This is a genomic window from Microbulbifer sp. ABH2_005 (assembly GCF_056160005.1).
In genome coordinates this window covers 2444063-2460272 of record NZ_JBSWWI010000001.1, presented here as the reverse complement: position 1 = coordinate 2460272, position 16210 = coordinate 2444063, and the positions used below count along the sequence as shown (strand labels likewise).

17 protein-coding genes are annotated in these 16210 nt (G+C 50.7%); 14 read left to right on the top strand and 3 right to left on the bottom strand.

Going from position 1 to position 16210, the window contains the following annotated elements; all coding sequences use genetic code 11:
• Positions 1 to 16: 16 nt before the first annotated feature.
• The 12 genes from ACXAFI_RS10660 to ACXAFI_RS10605 all read left to right on the top strand — a co-directional run bounded on the left by ACXAFI_RS10660 (position 17) and on the right by ACXAFI_RS10605 (position 10487).
• Positions 17 to 2278, top strand: a complete 2262-nt coding sequence (locus ACXAFI_RS10660; protein ID WP_475108781.1) for a hypothetical protein — start codon at positions 17 to 19, stop codon at positions 2276 to 2278.
• Positions 2278 to 2871 carry a DUF2460 domain-containing protein gene (locus ACXAFI_RS10655; protein ID WP_475108780.1) on the top strand — a complete coding sequence of 198 codons (594 nt, stop codon included), beginning with the start codon at positions 2278 to 2280 and terminating at the stop codon, positions 2869 to 2871. The genes ACXAFI_RS10660 and ACXAFI_RS10655 overlap by 1 nt, the downstream gene beginning before the upstream one ends.
• A complete protein-coding gene (locus tag ACXAFI_RS10650) occupies positions 2868 to 3812 on the top strand; it encodes a DUF2163 domain-containing protein (protein WP_475108779.1) in 945 nt (314 codons plus the stop codon). The genes ACXAFI_RS10655 and ACXAFI_RS10650 overlap by 4 nt, the downstream gene beginning before the upstream one ends.
• Positions 3812 to 4255, top strand: coding sequence for an NlpC/P60 family protein (locus ACXAFI_RS10645; RefSeq protein WP_475108778.1), 444 nt, complete (start codon positions 3812 to 3814; stop codon positions 4253 to 4255). Before ACXAFI_RS10650 ends, ACXAFI_RS10645 begins: the two co-directional genes overlap by 1 nt.
• Positions 4243 to 5157, top strand: a complete 915-nt coding sequence (locus ACXAFI_RS10640) for a hypothetical protein (protein WP_475108777.1) — start codon at positions 4243 to 4245, stop codon at positions 5155 to 5157. The genes ACXAFI_RS10645 and ACXAFI_RS10640 overlap by 13 nt, the downstream gene beginning before the upstream one ends.
• Positions 5154 to 6107: a hypothetical protein gene (locus ACXAFI_RS10635; RefSeq protein WP_475108776.1), complete on the top strand. Its 954-nt coding sequence runs from the start codon at positions 5154 to 5156 to the stop codon at positions 6105 to 6107. Before ACXAFI_RS10640 ends, ACXAFI_RS10635 begins: the two co-directional genes overlap by 4 nt.
• Positions 6107 to 6694 carry a hypothetical protein gene (locus tag ACXAFI_RS10630; protein WP_475108775.1) on the top strand — a complete coding sequence of 196 codons (588 nt, stop codon included), beginning with the start codon at positions 6107 to 6109 and terminating at the stop codon, positions 6692 to 6694. Before ACXAFI_RS10635 ends, ACXAFI_RS10630 begins: the two co-directional genes overlap by 1 nt.
• Positions 6695 to 6715: 21 nt before the next feature.
• Positions 6716 to 8275, top strand: a complete 1560-nt coding sequence (locus ACXAFI_RS10625; protein WP_475108774.1) for a phage tail protein — start codon at positions 6716 to 6718, stop codon at positions 8273 to 8275.
• A gap of 14 nt (positions 8276 to 8289) precedes the next feature.
• Positions 8290 to 8730, top strand: a complete 441-nt coding sequence (locus ACXAFI_RS10620; RefSeq protein WP_475108773.1) for a DUF2793 domain-containing protein — start codon at positions 8290 to 8292, stop codon at positions 8728 to 8730.
• A 90-nt stretch (positions 8731 to 8820) separates the two neighbouring features.
• Entirely contained in the window at positions 8821 to 9261 is a 441-nt protein-coding gene (locus ACXAFI_RS10615) for a hypothetical protein (RefSeq protein WP_475108772.1), read from the top strand.
• A 133-nt stretch (positions 9262 to 9394) separates the two neighbouring features.
• Entirely contained in the window at positions 9395 to 9934 is a 540-nt protein-coding gene (locus ACXAFI_RS10610; protein WP_475108771.1) for a hypothetical protein, read from the top strand.
• On the top strand, positions 9927 to 10487 hold the full coding sequence (locus tag ACXAFI_RS10605; RefSeq protein ID WP_475108770.1) for a hypothetical protein: 561 nt from the start codon (positions 9927 to 9929) through the stop codon (positions 10485 to 10487). The genes ACXAFI_RS10610 and ACXAFI_RS10605 overlap by 8 nt, the downstream gene beginning before the upstream one ends.
• A 96-nt stretch (positions 10488 to 10583) precedes the next feature.
• Here the strand turns inward: ACXAFI_RS10605 and ACXAFI_RS10600 are convergent, their stop codons facing one another.
• Complete coding sequence (locus ACXAFI_RS10600) at positions 10584 to 10829, bottom strand: helix-turn-helix domain-containing protein (RefSeq protein WP_475108769.1); 246 nt, start codon at positions 10827 to 10829, stop codon at positions 10584 to 10586.
• A 130-nt stretch (positions 10830 to 10959) separates the two neighbouring features.
• Between ACXAFI_RS10600 and ACXAFI_RS10595 the strand changes: the two genes are divergently transcribed.
• Positions 10960 to 11349: a LexA family protein gene (locus ACXAFI_RS10595; protein ID WP_152451359.1), complete on the top strand. Its 390-nt coding sequence runs from the start codon at positions 10960 to 10962 to the stop codon at positions 11347 to 11349.
• Positions 11350 to 12603, top strand: coding sequence for a Y-family DNA polymerase (locus ACXAFI_RS10590; protein WP_475108768.1), 1254 nt, complete (start codon positions 11350 to 11352; stop codon positions 12601 to 12603).
• A gap of 98 nt (positions 12604 to 12701) precedes the next feature.
• On the opposite strand, the gene ACXAFI_RS10585 is transcribed toward ACXAFI_RS10590, so the two are convergent.
• Positions 12702 to 13082 carry a hypothetical protein gene (locus ACXAFI_RS10585; protein ID WP_475108767.1) on the bottom strand — a complete coding sequence of 127 codons (381 nt, stop codon included), beginning with the start codon at positions 13080 to 13082 and terminating at the stop codon, positions 12702 to 12704.
• Between the two features lie 1184 nt (positions 13083 to 14266).
• Positions 14267 to 15157: a DUF2971 domain-containing protein gene (locus ACXAFI_RS10580; RefSeq protein ID WP_475108766.1), complete on the bottom strand. Its 891-nt coding sequence runs from the start codon at positions 15155 to 15157 to the stop codon at positions 14267 to 14269.
• Between the last annotated feature and the right edge of the window lie 1053 nt (positions 15158 to 16210).

Sequence of the window (16210 nt, the reverse complement as noted above, 5' to 3'; positions counted from 1 at the left end):
GGGCCAGTGGATAGCTATGTCTATAAAAAATCTGGGCACATTAACGGTAGATCTAATCGCCAAAGTTGGCGGTTTTAAAAAAGGTCTGGATGACGCTGAGCGCGGTACCGATAAGTGGAAGCAGCAGGTTAAGAAAAATGTCGCGGCCGTTGGCAAGGCGTTCGGAGCAGTCACGGTTGCCGCTGCTGGCGCCCTAGCGGTAATGACCGCGCGCGTGGTGGAGCAGTCCGGCGAAATTGAAAACCTCTCTGCAGTGGCCAATACCAGCACCGAGGAATTCCAGCGCATGACCTACGCCGCGCAGCGCTACGGCGTTGAGCAGGACAAGGTTGCGGATATTCTCAAGGATACCTCGGATAAGGTCGGGGACTTTCTGCAAAACGGCGGCGGTCCTCTCAAAGACTTCTTTGACAATATCGCCCCACAGGTGGGGGTAACTGCCGAAGAGTTTCGCCACCTCTCTGGCCGCGATGCGCTCGGGCTCTATGTAAAGAGCCTGGAAAAGGCCAATCTCAGCCAGAATGAGATGACCTTTTATATGGAGGCCATCGCCAGTGATGCCACTTTGTTGCTGCCGCTGCTGCGCAATAATGCCAGCGAATTAAACCGGCTCGGCGATGAGGCCCAGGATGTGGGCGCGGTGCTGTCGGATCTGGATCTTCAGCAGCTCGGGGAAGTGCGCGAAAACCTGGATCAATTAAAAGGCGCGCTCGACGGCTTTGAAAAAGAGGTGGTCACCGGCGCACTGCCAGCCATCAAAGACCTGACCGAGCTGATTCAGGACGAAAAAACGCAAGCCGCTTTTTCAGCGCTCACCACGGCACTGATCAATGTGGGTTCGGCTGCGGCATCCGCCGTGGTTGAGCTGGTGGAATTTACCCAAGAGGTAGGTAAATCCGTCGCCCGCATGGTCCACGGCGAGCCGGAAATCTTAAAGCTAGATCACTCGCTGGAGCAGTTGAGCGCAACCATTAATAGCGGCGTGATCGGTGATGGCAAGCTGCTCACCGGTATTCGCCTGGCCACCGGGGAATATATTCATCAGGGTACTTCAGTCGATGACCTGCGTGTAAAACTGGCAGCGTTGCAGAAGCAGCGGGATGCATTCTTTGGTACATCGACAAAGACTGATTTTGGCGATCTGCTCGGTGATGATTTCAGGGCGGTGATTGCCGACCTGGAAAAAGAATTCACAACCGCTGCAAAGGTTGTGGACGGTGAACTGTTGCCGCCTGTAGACCACTGGCTGATTTTTAACGAGGTTATCGAAGAACTCGGCACCGAATTTAAGACCGCCAAGGAGGAAGCCGAGGCCCTGCAGCGGAATCAGGAAGCCTATGCCGGCCTGTTGCGGGATTTGCGCACCGACGAAGAAGTACTGACCGATCAGATGCGCGAGCGCTTGGCTATCGTCGATGCCATGGCCGGCCTGACCGAAGAGCAGCGGGCCAGCACTCTCGGCCGTATTGCCGGCGCCGCCACCGAAGACGGCCCAACCCTGGGCGGCCTCGATAGCGGTGAGGATATCGAAGCCGCGCGCACCGAGCTGGAAGACTGGTATTCCACCCAGCTGCAAATGCTGGAGCAATTCCGCAGCGAGCGCGCCGACCTCAATGCCACTTGGGATGAAGAGGAATTATCCCTGCGGCAGCAGTATGAAGAGCGCCTCACCGAAATCTCCCAGGCCAATGAAGACCTGCGCCGCCAGCAGCAGCTGGATGGCTACAGCTTATTGATGCAAGTTGCTGCGGAGTATTACTCGGGCATGGAAGGCGAAGAGGCGGCCTATATGCGCGCGGCTCTTTCTATCGGCGGGGCCCTGCTGGATGAGAAAAAACGCAATGCGCTGCAAAGCGTAATCGCTAATACCCAGGATGCCGCTATGGGGGCCTATAACGCGATGGCCTCTATCCCCTATATCGGCCCGGTGCTGGGCGCTGCTGCGGCGGGTGCGGTCTATGTCACCGGCGGCCTGGCTGCGGCAAAGATTACCGGTATGGCCCACGATGGTATCGACGCGGTACCGGAGGACGGCACTTGGTTACTGCAAAAAGGCGAGCGGGTAACCACCTCGGAAACCAGCGCAAAACTGGACCGCACCCTGGCCATGATTCAGGCGGATATGCACCGCGGTGGCGGTGCAGGGGATTACAGCCGCCCGGTTTCCATGACACAGAATATTCGCGTCGATGGCACGGTGAATAACCGCACTGCCACGCAGCTCGCCCGCGAGAGCGAGCGTAAACAACGGATTAACCGCAGGAGGCTCGGCTCTTAATGTTTAACGAAAGTCGCCTGCTGGAAAAAGTGGCTTACGGCTCCGAATACGGCCACCGCTATAAAACCGATATTAAAGAACTGCGCAGCGGGGTAGAGCGCCGCAATGCGGAATGGGAGCGCCCGCTGGGTCGTTACTCGGTGCTGTTTAAAAACCTGGATTATGCAGACCATCAAATCGTGGTCGCCGCCCATCACGCCTGCATGGGTGCCCTGATTGGTTTTCGTTTTAAAGACGCCAGCGATTTTGAAGCGGAGCGGGAAGTGATTGGCTTCGGTACAGGCAATAGCGAGAGCTACCAGCTGGTAAAAAAATATGTGTTCGGGGCCTTTTCCTATCAGCGCAAAATTATAAAACCGGTGATTGGCCGGGTAATGATTTTTGCCGATAGCAATCCGGTGGCCGCCAGTATCGACTACACCACAGGACAAGTGCAGCTCAGTGCTGCTAACGGTGCGGAGATTACCTGGAGCGGGGAATTCGATGTGCCGGTGCGCTTTGAAGACGATGAGATCGGCTTCAGTATCGACAATCGCCACCAGCAAATGCCGGTACTCAATGGCAATGTGGAACTGCTGGAGATTCGCCTGTGAGAACCATTCCCCCAGCGCTGCAAGCCCATCTGGACAGCGGCGTCACCACGCTGTGCCGCTTATTAAAAATTACTCTGGCCGATGGCCGCCAGTTTGGTACTACTACCCTGGACCGCGATATCGAATTCGAAGGGCTCACCTATTACGCCCAGAACGGTTTCGATTCCAGCATTATTGCCAGTGATACCAGTTTTGATGTGGACAATGCCGAGGGCTATTCGCTGTATAGCACCGACGTGCCTGGCATCACCGTGGAAATGGCTGAGCGCGGTGAGTTGGACGGGGCGGAGTGGGCCATGGTTCTGGTGAATTACCGCGATCTGTCCATGGGTGCACTGTTGCTCGATGGCGGTGATGTGGGCGAGGTGCGCACCGCGCGCAATACGGTCTTTATGCCGGAACTACTCAGCTATGCCATGCGCCTGCGGCAGAGTATCGGCCATGTGGATTCCATCACCTGCCGCGCGATTTTCGGCACTCCGGCCAATTCCCAGACCGGTTGCGGTGTCAATGCAGATCCTTTGTGGCAGTCCGCCACCGTGACCGCCGTCTCTGGGGATGAGCCCAAAGTTACCTACAAGGTCAGCAATATTGCCAGCCTGCCCACCGGCGCCAAGCGCTGGCGGGTGCGTTGGGTTAGCGGCAATAACGTCTCCTCGCGCCTGTATCAGGTGGAGGCCGTGGATATCGCAACAGGGCAAATCACCCAAATCGAGCCGCTGCCCTTTGCCGTAGAAAATGGGGATCAATTGGAGATCCGCCCAGACTGCGACAAGACCTTTTCAGTGTGCCGCGATGTGTACAGTAATCACCTCGATTTTAAAGGTGAAAATTTAATCCCCATCGGCCAGGCCAGCGATACCCCCGGCGCCGGTGTGCCCGGCAGTGCCGGTGGTGGCTCCTCGTTTAATTCCAACGGCACCAGCCAGCAGCAACACTAATGCAACAACAAAGAATCGACACACTGGCCTTTGCCCGCGGCCTGGTGGCTAAGCGCGTGCGCTGGCGGCACCGGGGCCGCACCCCTTGGGCGGTGGATTGCGTGGGCATGATCGTGCTCAGCCTGCGCGCCGCTGGTCTGGAAATTGAAGATGAAAAACACTATGGCCGCGAACCCTGGAAGGATGGGGTGCGCCGCAAAATGCGCGCGCGTTTCGGTGAACCGATTGCCGAGCAATTATGGAAGCCGGGGGATATTGCCGTTTTTAAATCTCCGCAGCGCAGCGATCCCAGCCATGTGGGTTTTTTAGGGGATTACTCTCTCGGCGCCCCGGGTGATTTTAGTTTGATCCATGCCCACGCCGATCAGGATTGCAGAGAACACCTATTGGATGCGCGCTGGCGCCGCTTGCTGGTGGAGGTTTACTCGCCATGGGCAACCTGATTTTCGGCAAGACCACCATTCAGGGGCGCAAGTTTGACAAGATCCAACTGCAGACCAGCAAGGCGGGGGTGCCGCGCCAGATTATTTTCGGCCGGGTAAAGCCGGTGATCGGCAATATTATCGCTACCACGCCGCCAAAAATTGTTAAGAAAAAACAGAAGCAAAAAAGCGGTAAGGGTAGCGGCAAGACCGAAGTCGTTAACGAAGAAGTCTATCGCACTTATGCGATACGCATCTGCGAGGGGCCGATTACCGGTATCTGTAAGGTCTGGCGCAACAACGAATTAGTCTACGACCGCGACAGCACAGACCCCATACAGATCGACAATAACCAAGCGTTTTTGCAGCTGGCCGAGTTTTTCCTCGGCAGCTTCCAGCAGATGCCCAGTGCGATACTGCAGGCCGCTTTTGGTATCAACAGTGTGCCCGCCTATCGCGGCACCTGTTATCTGGTCATCGACAACGAAAATCTCACCAGCACCGGCGGCGCCATTCCGCAGTATGCCTTCGAGGTGGAGCGGTCCGAGGGCTTTGTCCTCACCAGTAAACCCTATGCCATTGAGGCCACCGATGGCGTGACCACCAGCCCCGGTGTGCAGGGTGGGCGCACCAAGCCCGATTACACCCGTGAATTCACCGAGGCTACCCAGGCCGGCTTTACCGCTATTAGCGGCAGCCTGCGTTCGGTATATCAGTCCCATGCCTACAGCGAAGCCACCACTGCCGGTTTTTCTGGCCTCAGCGGTTACATACGGGAGAAACACAACATTGAAATCGCCACTGAAAGCATTAACGCCGCCCTGGCGTCGCTCAGCGGCCGTATGCCGGACTGTATTAAACACACGGTCGAGACCGAGGCCGTCAACGCCCTGTTTGTCAAAATCGAAGGATCACTGGAATGAAACTAAAAAGCGGCCTAGCCGGAAGGTTTAAAATCGAAGCCTATAAACGCGATGCCAGCGGTGCGGAAATCCCCGGCAGTCGCCGTGTGGCCGCGCCCTGGTTTAGCAACCTGATTTTGAATCAGGGCCTGGATGGTTGGGCCGTCAATAAGGATATCAACCGGGTTTGTCATGTGGGTGCCGGTTCCAGCACACCGGCGGTCACCGATACCGGCCTAAACAGCCCGCTGGGCTACACCGAGGACCGCTCCTCGCTCACCAACGGGTTGGATAACAGCGGTGCGCCCTTTGTGTGGAAACGCACGGTGTTTGCCTTTGGGGAAGGCGAGGCCGCCGGTAATCTAGCCGAGATCGGTGTGGGCTGGGGCACGAATCACACCGATTTATTTTCTCGCACCTTGATTACCGATGCCCAGGGCAACCCCACTTCGCTAACTGTGCTGCCAGATGAATACTTAGACGTTACCTATGAGTTGCGCCTTTATATTCCCACGATAGACGCGGTGGGCACTGTGGCATTGGGGGGCATTATTTACGATTGGCGCGCCCGCCCCAGCAATGCCGATTTCAATTCTACCGGCCAAACATCCCCCGGGTGGGCGATGACTTCCCCACGTAGCCTACCTGGCGTAACGCAAAACAGCTTGGCTTACGACGGTGGCATTGGCGATATGTACAACCGCCCCAGCGGTAATAGTGATTCTATCCATTACAACACCATTGAGATTGCGCCCTATGTGGACGGCAGTTTTGAAGCGGTGTGGACGGCAACCTATCCCCCGGACAAAGCCAACTTTACTAACGGTATTCGCTCGGTAGAGCCGCGCATGGGTTTTGGTGCCTGGCAGATCGAGTTTGCCGCCCAAGGTACTGGCGATGCCATCCCCAAAAACTCGGATAAAGCCCTGGTGTTGACCTTTACGCAAAGTTTCCACCGGGTGGCCGTCTGATGGCACTGCCCGATAACGCGCTCAGTGCTCAGCCGATCTTTGCCCCGTTTCTTGGTGGCCGCGCGTTACCGGTGCGCGCCATTACCGATTATGAAACCGGTGGTGTCGCCATTCAGGACACCAGTCGCGGCCTGGACTATCAGCACTGGCGCGCGCGGGTGTTGCAGGATGGCAGCGAGATAGTGCTGGATGCCGAAGCGGTGGCCCCGTTTACGGTGATTACCGGAAGCAATATCACCGAAGTTTCTTTGGCCTTCGACCAGAATATGCGCCCGGTGATTGCCTATGTGGAGGGCGGCATCGCCAAGCTGTACTGGTACGACAGCAGCCAGGGCGCCCAGATCACCACAGACTGGCCGGGCCTGATCACACCCAGGGTTACCCTGGATGATAAGCGGCCCACGCAGCTGCATATCAGTGATGTGATTTTTGCCTATTTAAAAAGCGGCGATCTTTGCTACCGTCAGCAGCGTGACCGCTACCAAACCGAATATGTTTTACAGCAAAACGTACCCAGTCCCGGCCTGATTAAAATCGGCATGCACCGGCAATTTCGCCTGCAATTCCTGTTAAAAAATCCCGAATAGAAAACCCTGAATAGATCCTCTATGTCTGTGCAATATCCCCTCTATGCCGTGGTCGCAGAGATCTGCGAGCGTGCCGGCCTGCCGTTCGGCAAATTCGATACCTCCCTGCTGGAGGGGTATGTCTCGGGTATGCAGATCAGCAACGACGCCCCCGCGTTCGAACATATTCAGGAGCTGGCCAAGGCGTTCTTTTTTGATCCGGTCAACCGGGGCGATTCCCTGGTGTTTACCCCGCGCGGCGCCGAGCCGCTGTTGACCATCGATGAAAACGATTTGATCGGCGATAGCGATGACGAGAAAACCCGCCGCTCCCCCGAAGAGATTGTGCGGGTGCTCAATCTCAACTATTACGACGCGGACGGTGGTATCGATACCTGTAAGCAGACCAGCGACCGCAGTATTGATACACGCAGCGAGGGTGAGAAAAATATCGAAACCCCGCTGGTTTTAGAAACCGACCAAGCCGCGCAGATCGCCGTGATTATGCACAAGGTGATGATCGAAGAGCAGCGCGGCGAGTTTGAAATTACCCTGCCGGATAGTTACCTCAAGCTCACTCCTGGCGACGTGGTGCTGTTCCGTGGGGATCGTTGCCGTATTGATGAAGTTTCCCTGGATAACGGCGAACAGAAATACAAGCTGATCCACGACCGCAAAAGCGCCTATCAATCCCAGGCCTTCGGCGTAGCTCCTATGGCCCCACCGGCCCCGGTGCCGTTAGTGCCGGGCTCTACGTATATCGAATTTATCGACGCGCCCATACTGGCCAGCGGTGATGATTTACAGCTGGGCTACTACATCGCGATTGCTGGCAGCAACAGCGCCTGGGGTGGTACCACAGTGGCCCTGTCCCTCGATGGGGGGCAGAATTTTATCGAATCCGATAACACCGATATCGAAGCGGTGATGGGCGAGCTGATTACCAGCCTCGCCGGCCACAAGCGGGAAATCCCCGACACTCACAGCCGCGTACAGCTACGTCTGTATGACAGCAACGACGCACTGGAAAATCGCACGTTGGCGGACCTGCTCAACCGCCAGAATAGGGCGTTGATCGGCAATGAAATCGTGAGCTTTGGCGAGGCGGAAGAAATTAGCCCCGGCGTGTGGGAGTTGGATTATTTCCTGCGCGGGCGCCTCGGCACCACGCCAGCCAATCACCCGGCGGGCACGCGCTTTGTATTGCTGGAACGCAACACCCTCAACTTTATTGCCACCGAGCGCTACAACCTCGGACAGACCTTAACCTTCCGCGCCACCAGTATTGGCAGTGGTAAAGAGACAGTTAACAGCGGCACGTTCATTGGGGCCAGCCATACCGAACCCGCCCCGGCCAATCTGCGCGCGCACCGCGCAAATGGCCAGCTGGTAATTCAATGGCTCGGAGTAGGGCGCCTTGGCGGCCGTGCTGCCTATGATCAAAGTCAGTTTTTTGCGGGCTACCGGGTAACGATCAACGGCCAGAGCACAGACACCACAGCAACCACACTCACCCTCGCAGACCCAGGCCCGGCCACTATCACCGTCAGCCAGCTAAACAGCATCACCGGCCCAGGCCCGGCCGCACAGATCAGCGTATAAGCAGGAAGCAAACCATGAGTAACACACCGAATAACGGTATTCCCTACGCACAAGAAGGCACCCTAGACCCCGCCGCCAGCCTCAATCAGGCCCTGGACACAGCAGACGCACTGCTACAGCTGGAAGTGCAGGCCATACAGAATGACCCACCAGCAAGTGCCAGCGACGGCGACCGCTACCTGGTTGCCGCAGGCACCGGCGCCTGGGCCGGCAAAGACGGCCAGCTTGCCCGCTATGTGGCAACGCCAGGCTACTGGCAGTTTTTCCCCGCAAAAGTGGCCCTGAATAAAGCGGATGGCCTGCTGTATGTGAAAGGCAATAGCGGCTGGCAGGTGGCCAACCGCCCGACGTCGTTGCCGGTGATTAGTGGAGATACAAGCAGCGATTTGGCTGGGGTGGTGGAGCAGATGTTGGGTGCATTGGATGGGGTGTTTTGGGATAATCAGGTGAGTTAGATTGCTTTTTATATCAAGGTTAAAAGAAGCCTGAGGCATAGAGGGGTGTGATATATTGCAGCTGCTTTTGAATACACTGTTAGGCGTCTTATGATTGATCGAATTATTAATCTAATATCAATCTTGTGCATATTTGTAATATGCTTTATCACTGGCTCAACTGTATATAATTCTTGGAAAGCTACTGAGGACTGGGAAAAAGTTTGGGTGGTAAATGAAGATCGAAAGTCAAATCCTTTTGATAAGTTCGATAATCCAGAGCAGGTGCAAGAGCGAAAAGATCCAAGCAAGATTCTTTCTGCCATGAAAAATGCACAAAAGGCATACGATTTTGTTGCTGTAGAGAAGTTAAGAACACATTTAGAATTTCATTTTAGGCCCACTGATGAGATAAAAGTACGAATATCAGAAGATGAATTTTCTAATATTTTTTTGGCTTTGTTTGCATCATTACTATCTTTGCTAATACCCGTTTCAATCAATTATGTTAGACACGCAAAATTTAGACTCTGGAATAGTAATAGCACCTAACAAATTGCTGGAACCGACCATCTGCATTTCGCTCTCTTTTTGCCGCTAGCTGCGCTAGCACAAAGCGGCGCTATTCCGGCGTTAATTAAGTAAGACGTTATGCATAAGTAAGGCTAAATTAGAGTAGGCACCTATGAGTAAAAAAGATTTTGAAGATTTGCTTAGAAAGCATGAAGTTAAATTTGAAGAAAAAGAAATTGATTGGCAACGAGAAAAAGAAGAATGGTTAGATTTTATAAATCAATTCTACAAAACTTTAGAGCAATGGTTATCTCCTTATAAAGAAAAAGGTTCAGTCTCTTATTTCTATAAAGATCTTCAATTAACAGAAGATTACATCGGGACTTACACGGTAAAGGTTATGACCGTTGATTTTGCTGGCCAAAAGTTGACCTTTGAGCCCATAGGTACTTTGCTCATCGGAACCAAAGGTCGAATTGATATGGAGGGTGTGAAGGGGCGAGTGCAATTTATTCTAGCGGATAAAAACAGTAAGGGGATGAAAGTTAGTGTGTCCATCTCAATTGATGGAGAAAAACCAAAAGAGAAAGAGCCACAAAAAATTCCAGAGTGGACTTGGAAAATCGTCTTAAGAGAGTCTCGTAAGGTTTCATTTGTAGAGTTTAATGAAGATAATTTCTTTGACTCACTAATGGAAATTGTAAATGGCTAAACGAAAGAAAATCTCATTTACAAATTCAAACTCGACTATCGAAGATATTGAGAGTTACTATGTAGATAGTGAGGGCTCCTTGAAATCATATTATGACGTTGATTTCGAATCAGGCGAAATATCTGCTAAGTTCATCGGTTATTCCAAGGAAGAAGTTTTCGGAGAATTAAGAGAAAGGAAAGAAACATTAGATCGAATGTGCTCTCTCGAATTACTTGCCGCAATTGAGGCTAGAGTGAAGGTTGATTACATCATTCGAGGTCAGAATAAATTAAGAGATGACTTTTCAAAGAAAATCAGACTTGTCTACAGTAGAAAAAATAATAAAGCGTCATTAAAAGAAGATATTATTTCTGTATGGCGCAAAGAGAAACCGGAACACAAAACAAGGCTAGATAATTTGTGTTTGGCTCTTGACTATAGAAATTGGCTAGCACACGGCAGGTATTGGCAGCCTAAAGGAGCGCCTCATATTCATAAGTATGACTATTTGTCAGTGTACTCTTTGGCAGAAGATATATTGGGCAATATGGATCTTTTAGAAAGTACATAACATAGTACTGCTTCAGACTATTTCTGCATACGCTTGACAATAGTCGCAAAGCGGAGTGTTATCGCCTACTTTTCCAAAGCTGGTAACTACTCTCAATCACCCGGTGAATATGCCGGCGAAACTCCTGCGGCAATTTTGCATAGAGCCGCCAATCAACGGCGGAAAGGGAATCTGCGCAAAATGATGTAGGTTCTCAACCCCGTACACCTCCGCTAGCGTAATCCCCACCGCCTCACACCAGGCCGGCAGCAGTTCCGCCGCTATCTTCTGCTTGCCTGTTTCCATTTTCGAAACTTGAGATGGCGCCAGTCCCAGCTGCCTGGCCAACTGTGCGATCGTCATCCCCCCTCAGTTTCCTTGCGTTGCGCAGGCGTGCGCCCAGTGTTCCGGCCTCGTAGTCATCCGTTGCCCTTGCCGGTTGCTGCCCTCTGGTAATAAACTGTATGCATATACAGTATTCAGGGTTTCCAGAATGAAGCTTTCCCCACTCTACGGTCACGGCATTGCCTGTGGCTTTCCTTCTCCCGCCGATGACCACAAGGAGGCGGCACTCAGCCTGGATGAGCACTTAATCAGCAAGCCTGCGGCGACCTTTATGGCGCGGGCGAATGGGGATTCCATGATGGGGCTCGGCATCTTTGATAAGGATCTGTTGATTGTCGATCGCTCGCTAAAGCCTACCCATGGCGATGTGGTGGTGGTGGCCCTGGATGGACAGCTGACCTGCAAGGTGCTGGACCAGCAGCAGGGGCGGCTGCTCTCTGCCAATGATGACTACGCCCCGATCCCTATTTGGGAAGGGCAGGAATTGATTGTGGAGGGGGTGGTTAAAGCTTCGGTGCGCTACCACCGGCCGCGCTGAATGTTGGTATTGGTGGATTGCAATAGCTGTTACGCCAGCTGTGAGCAGATATTCCGGCCGGATCTGCGTGGGCGCCCGGTGGTGGTGCTCTCCAATAACGACGGCTTTGTGGTGGCGCGCTCCAAGGAGGCGAAGCTATTGGGCATCGGCGACCTGGAGCCCTTCTTCAAGGTTCAGCACCTGCTGCGCGCCCACCGAGTGGCCATCTTCTCCAGCAACTACCCATTGTATGGTGATATTTCTCACCGGGTGATGACCACCCTGCGCGAGTTCGGCCCTAACGTGGAGGTCTACAGCATTGATGAGATGTTTTTGGATCTGCACGGGCTGCAGGAAGATTGGAGTGATTACGGCCGCAAGATCCGCAACACCCTCTGGCGCAACATTCGTATGCCTGTCGGTGTGGGCATTGCTCCCAGTAAAACCTTGGCCAAGCTCGCCAACCGTGCGGCCAAGAAAATCCCCAAGTGCGATGGCGTCTGTGCATTGGATACGCCAGAGAAGTGGCAATGGATGCAGCGCCGCACCGCCGTCAATGATGTGTGGGGCATAGGCCGACGCCTCACCAAGCGCCTGGCGGATTTCGGCATAGAGACCGCCTACGACCTGGCGCAGGCCAACCCGAAAATCTTGCGCCGTCGCATCAATGTGAATATTGAGCGCACTATTGAGGAGCTAAACGGAATCCCCTGCCTGGGCTTGGAGGAAGAGCCCCCAGCAAAAAAGCAGATCTATTGCACCCGCTCCTTCGGTGAAAAGCTCACCGACCTAGCGCCGATACTGCAGGCTGCCACCCTCTACGCCAGCAGGGCCGCAGAGAAACTGCGTGCACAGAAATCGCTGGTAAAGTCGATTCACCTATTCCTGCATACCTCACCCCATGAACCCAACTACTACAGCCGCAGCGCCGTAGTACAGACCCCATACCCCACCGACGACACGCGGGTAATCGTGCGGCTGGTGAGAGAAGCCATTGCGGACTTGTACCGCCCCGGCTGCCGTTTTATGAAAGCAGGCGTCGGGCTTATCGAGATAATTCCTCGCGCACTGGGGCAGGGGGATCTGTTCACTCCAGGGCAATCACTCAGGGCAGGGCAGACCATGCAAACGATGGACCGGATCAACAAAAAATTCGGTCGTGGGACTTTGTTCCTAGGGGCCGAGGGTATCCAGAAAAAGTGGAAGATGCGGCAAGCGTTTACATCGCCTGCCTATACCACTCGGTGGGGGGATTTGCCTCGGGTGGTGACTTGAGGTGTTGCTGGAAGTTTTGTCTTTAAGAGTTAATGCTTCTCTCAATCTATTGTATTGAGCAGTGAAGATGAAAAGCGACAGGCACTTGTTACATGCAGCTACCATTTACCAGACCAGTCACACTTGTATTGTTGATTGTTAATATCTAGGGTAAAAGGATACCATTTATCGAATCCCCAAACTTCGCGGCTTACAACGCCATTAGAAAATGATTTTAAATTTATCTCGTCGCTTGCAATACGCTTGATAGAGAATATAAAGCCATTTACGTTGTAGATATGGATTTCAGTATCCGTTGTTGCGATCACAGTATCAGGATCAGCTTTAATGATTGTTTTAAGATAATCACACTTCTTTTTACCAAGTAGCTTGCGTTCATTTATATCAATGAAGTAGCCTTGGCCGGTAGATAGAACGAAAGCTAAACTGCTACGACACTGAATAGCATCGTCACCACCACCCCATCCCGTTCCAAACACGCCAACCTAGTCAAGATAATCAGAGTCTTAGAATTTGAACCATGTGCAATCGCCAATTGCATCTAACCGAACTTCATCAATGCTTCCTGATTCAGGGATGTAGTTTAGTAGAACAGGCTTCATAGTTTAAGTATGAAACTCCCCGTTAAGCGGCAGACACAAGCTATGCTTTTGAGTACAGCTATTGCCTGACCGACTTCAACGGCTTGTTATATGTTTTACGCCAGATGACCACTAATGCCAACTCCTAAAAAAAATGCCATTAATGAAGACGCAGCAGCGATAGATAATACCCAGTTTGGCCAGATAGAATAAATGTATCGACCAGATCTTGGATAAAATTTAGTGTACCAATTCGTTTTATAACCTCCGCTTCTACTATCACTTACAGTGCTAAAAAACAACAATATGAAAAGCAGCTGAACGAACCACCAATAAACTGATTTAATATCAAAATTAAAAAACTCTAATCCTGATAAAAACCCTAAGCAAATCAAAATAAATGGGGCCGCAAAACTGTAAAATAAAAGATGCAAAATTAACCTACTTTAAGTGGCCACATATATTTAGCATTAACATTGCTGGCTATTAATAAAAACACATAACGCCTGGAGTACAGATAAAGCGTGCAGTATTTTGTCCAGCCACACGAAGTGTGGCGATCGTACTTCCACTTGTAATCTGTGTTACTCATGGATGAAGTAGGCATCTGTTTCTTTTCCTTCATCTATCATTGGAGCCTCGATTGAAATCAGTTTTCCAAGTATGGGTATGAGCTCATTCTCCGATACAATGCGCCCCTGCTTATTGCTATATAGAGTTCTTAGTTCTTTCCTGGAAATACTAATTTGATCAATGCTCAAAAGGTTCTTCTCATTCAAAAGCTCAACTAGCTTTCTAATATTTTCAGGCTACGCTTCTGACTCTTGTGCGTGCCAGATGAATTCTTGAACCTCTTCTGGATCATCAGTTTCGTAAATAACTGCTCCAGAGATACTTGTATCCGTCTCATTCTGCCATTGAGTCTCTTTAGCATTGAGGGCACCTAGGAATTGCATGGGAAATAGCTTTCTTTACATGATTCTCTCGTACAACTAACGCAATATTTTGCGATTGGTTTGGATCGCAGCGGAAAACCAATCCGACAACAGGGCCTTGTGATGAGCTCACAATCACAAATACACTCAGGTCATTTTTCGCCACATATGAATAGATGGTGCTTTACTTTCCCTATTGACTAATTCACGTAAATTTTCACCATCATTTTGAAGATCAATGTGGTCTATTTTTTGTTGAGTGGAATAGTTCACCAGATAATAAGAATCTATGCCCTTGGCCCCTAGTTTTCCAGCATAGTCATAAATATAGTCAAATGGGCTAAGTGTTCCAAAAGTCACCGATAAAACTCTGAGGTTCTTAGGTATGTCTATTAGCTTGCCATTATCTGAACTTAAGTACTCATTTCCATTGAATACACAGAGTCTTTGTTCTCTTTCATAGCTCCAATCAGATTGCTTGGTTAACAGTAGTCCTTCAAATACAAGCTGTGGTTTGAAAAGTGCATCAATGAGAGAAAAGCATGGCCGCTCATCCTGATATAAAATTTTTTCTATGAAAGTAAATTTGGAGTTCCAAATGGAGTGATTATTTTCAAATTCAATAGATACACCAGAATAGTTTTTCCCATAGTGTGACCACATGACATTGTTGTTTTCTAAAGGGATGAAGCATTTTATTAAAGTGCCGCCTATCCTCTTAATGATTTTCTCCATGACATTGTATTGTGTTCCTGACGTTTCATTCTTGAGTGCACTGATCATGAATCTGTGTATGGGAGCATCCAATAAAAAATTATGCTTAACTTCATCGAAAGGCCTATCATAAATAGATAGTATTGCTTCGATCAATCGTCCTCGTGGAATATTAGACTCGTCAAACGATTCAATCTGACAGCTACATTCTGAGACGTCGTTGAAATTTTCTGGTTTTGATAAGAAAAGTTTATTATCCAGTATTGAATCTAACCTACAAGACTCTGCAGGCTCATAAGTAAACAACTTATCAGACTTAAACATTTACAACACCTCCTTAGTCGTATTTGACAGAGCTGGATGATTCATAGCTAGTACCTTATGCATATGGCTGGATAAATCCAACAAGAAATATACAGTGATCATCGTGACCACTATATAGTTTTTACCTTATAGTTATAATCTTTCGGTTATAAAGGCGGTTGTGGAAATTTTAAGGGTCACCCAGAAATAACAGTCACGGTAAGTGGAAATTCCCGAGAAATTCGGCCACAAATGAACGCGTAGAAGGTCAATCCAATACTTATGGAGTGCCATCATTGTGCGTTGGTTGAATGTCCATCAGCTCTAAAAAGTGCTCAAATGTGTCCTATATTCGCGACTAACCATTAATTAATATAGGGCAGGAATGAGTAAAAGCAGAGTGTTTCCCTTGGCAGTGATTCATCAGAAAGCTAGTGGCCACAAGGGCTGGAAAGTGGTTTAAGTGACTACTGTTGCAGTATATGAGTCCCTCTGTATCTCAATAGAGGTGCGGCTTTATCTTCTAGCCACTAACAAGGAGAAAGATAGCTTTTTGCCCTGCTGTACATTTACCGACTAGATCCCGGTTCGATGGGAGATAAAACTGTTAGTAGAAGATGAATTTTGGGATCATTCTGACTCAAACGATCAGGCTTAGTGCAATACTGATTGCACATTCAGTTTGCACTAGGGGTAACTCTAAGGTTTAATAGCCCCCATGCGAGGTAAAATACTGGCTGTATATGCAGGCCTTACCCCCAAAGATGGAGATAAGTGATTGATTTTGTGGGGTTGAGCCAAGCCTTGTGGCTCCTGAGGTCGCGGGTTCGATCCCCGTCGGCCACCCCAGATTCTTCCTTGTTTATCAAGGACTTAAAACCTCGCCTAGTGCGGGGTTTTTTCGTTTTGGGCCTCAGTGTACGAATTCAGTGTACGAATTTCTGCCTCAATCTATGTTGAGGTTTCAATTTGATGGGTATTTGGGCGCCCTGGTTTTCTCAGCAATCTCCCATCTTTAAGAGCTTGTGATTCTAGCCTGATGACTGGGTTGTCTGATGTATGCATTCCTGCCTG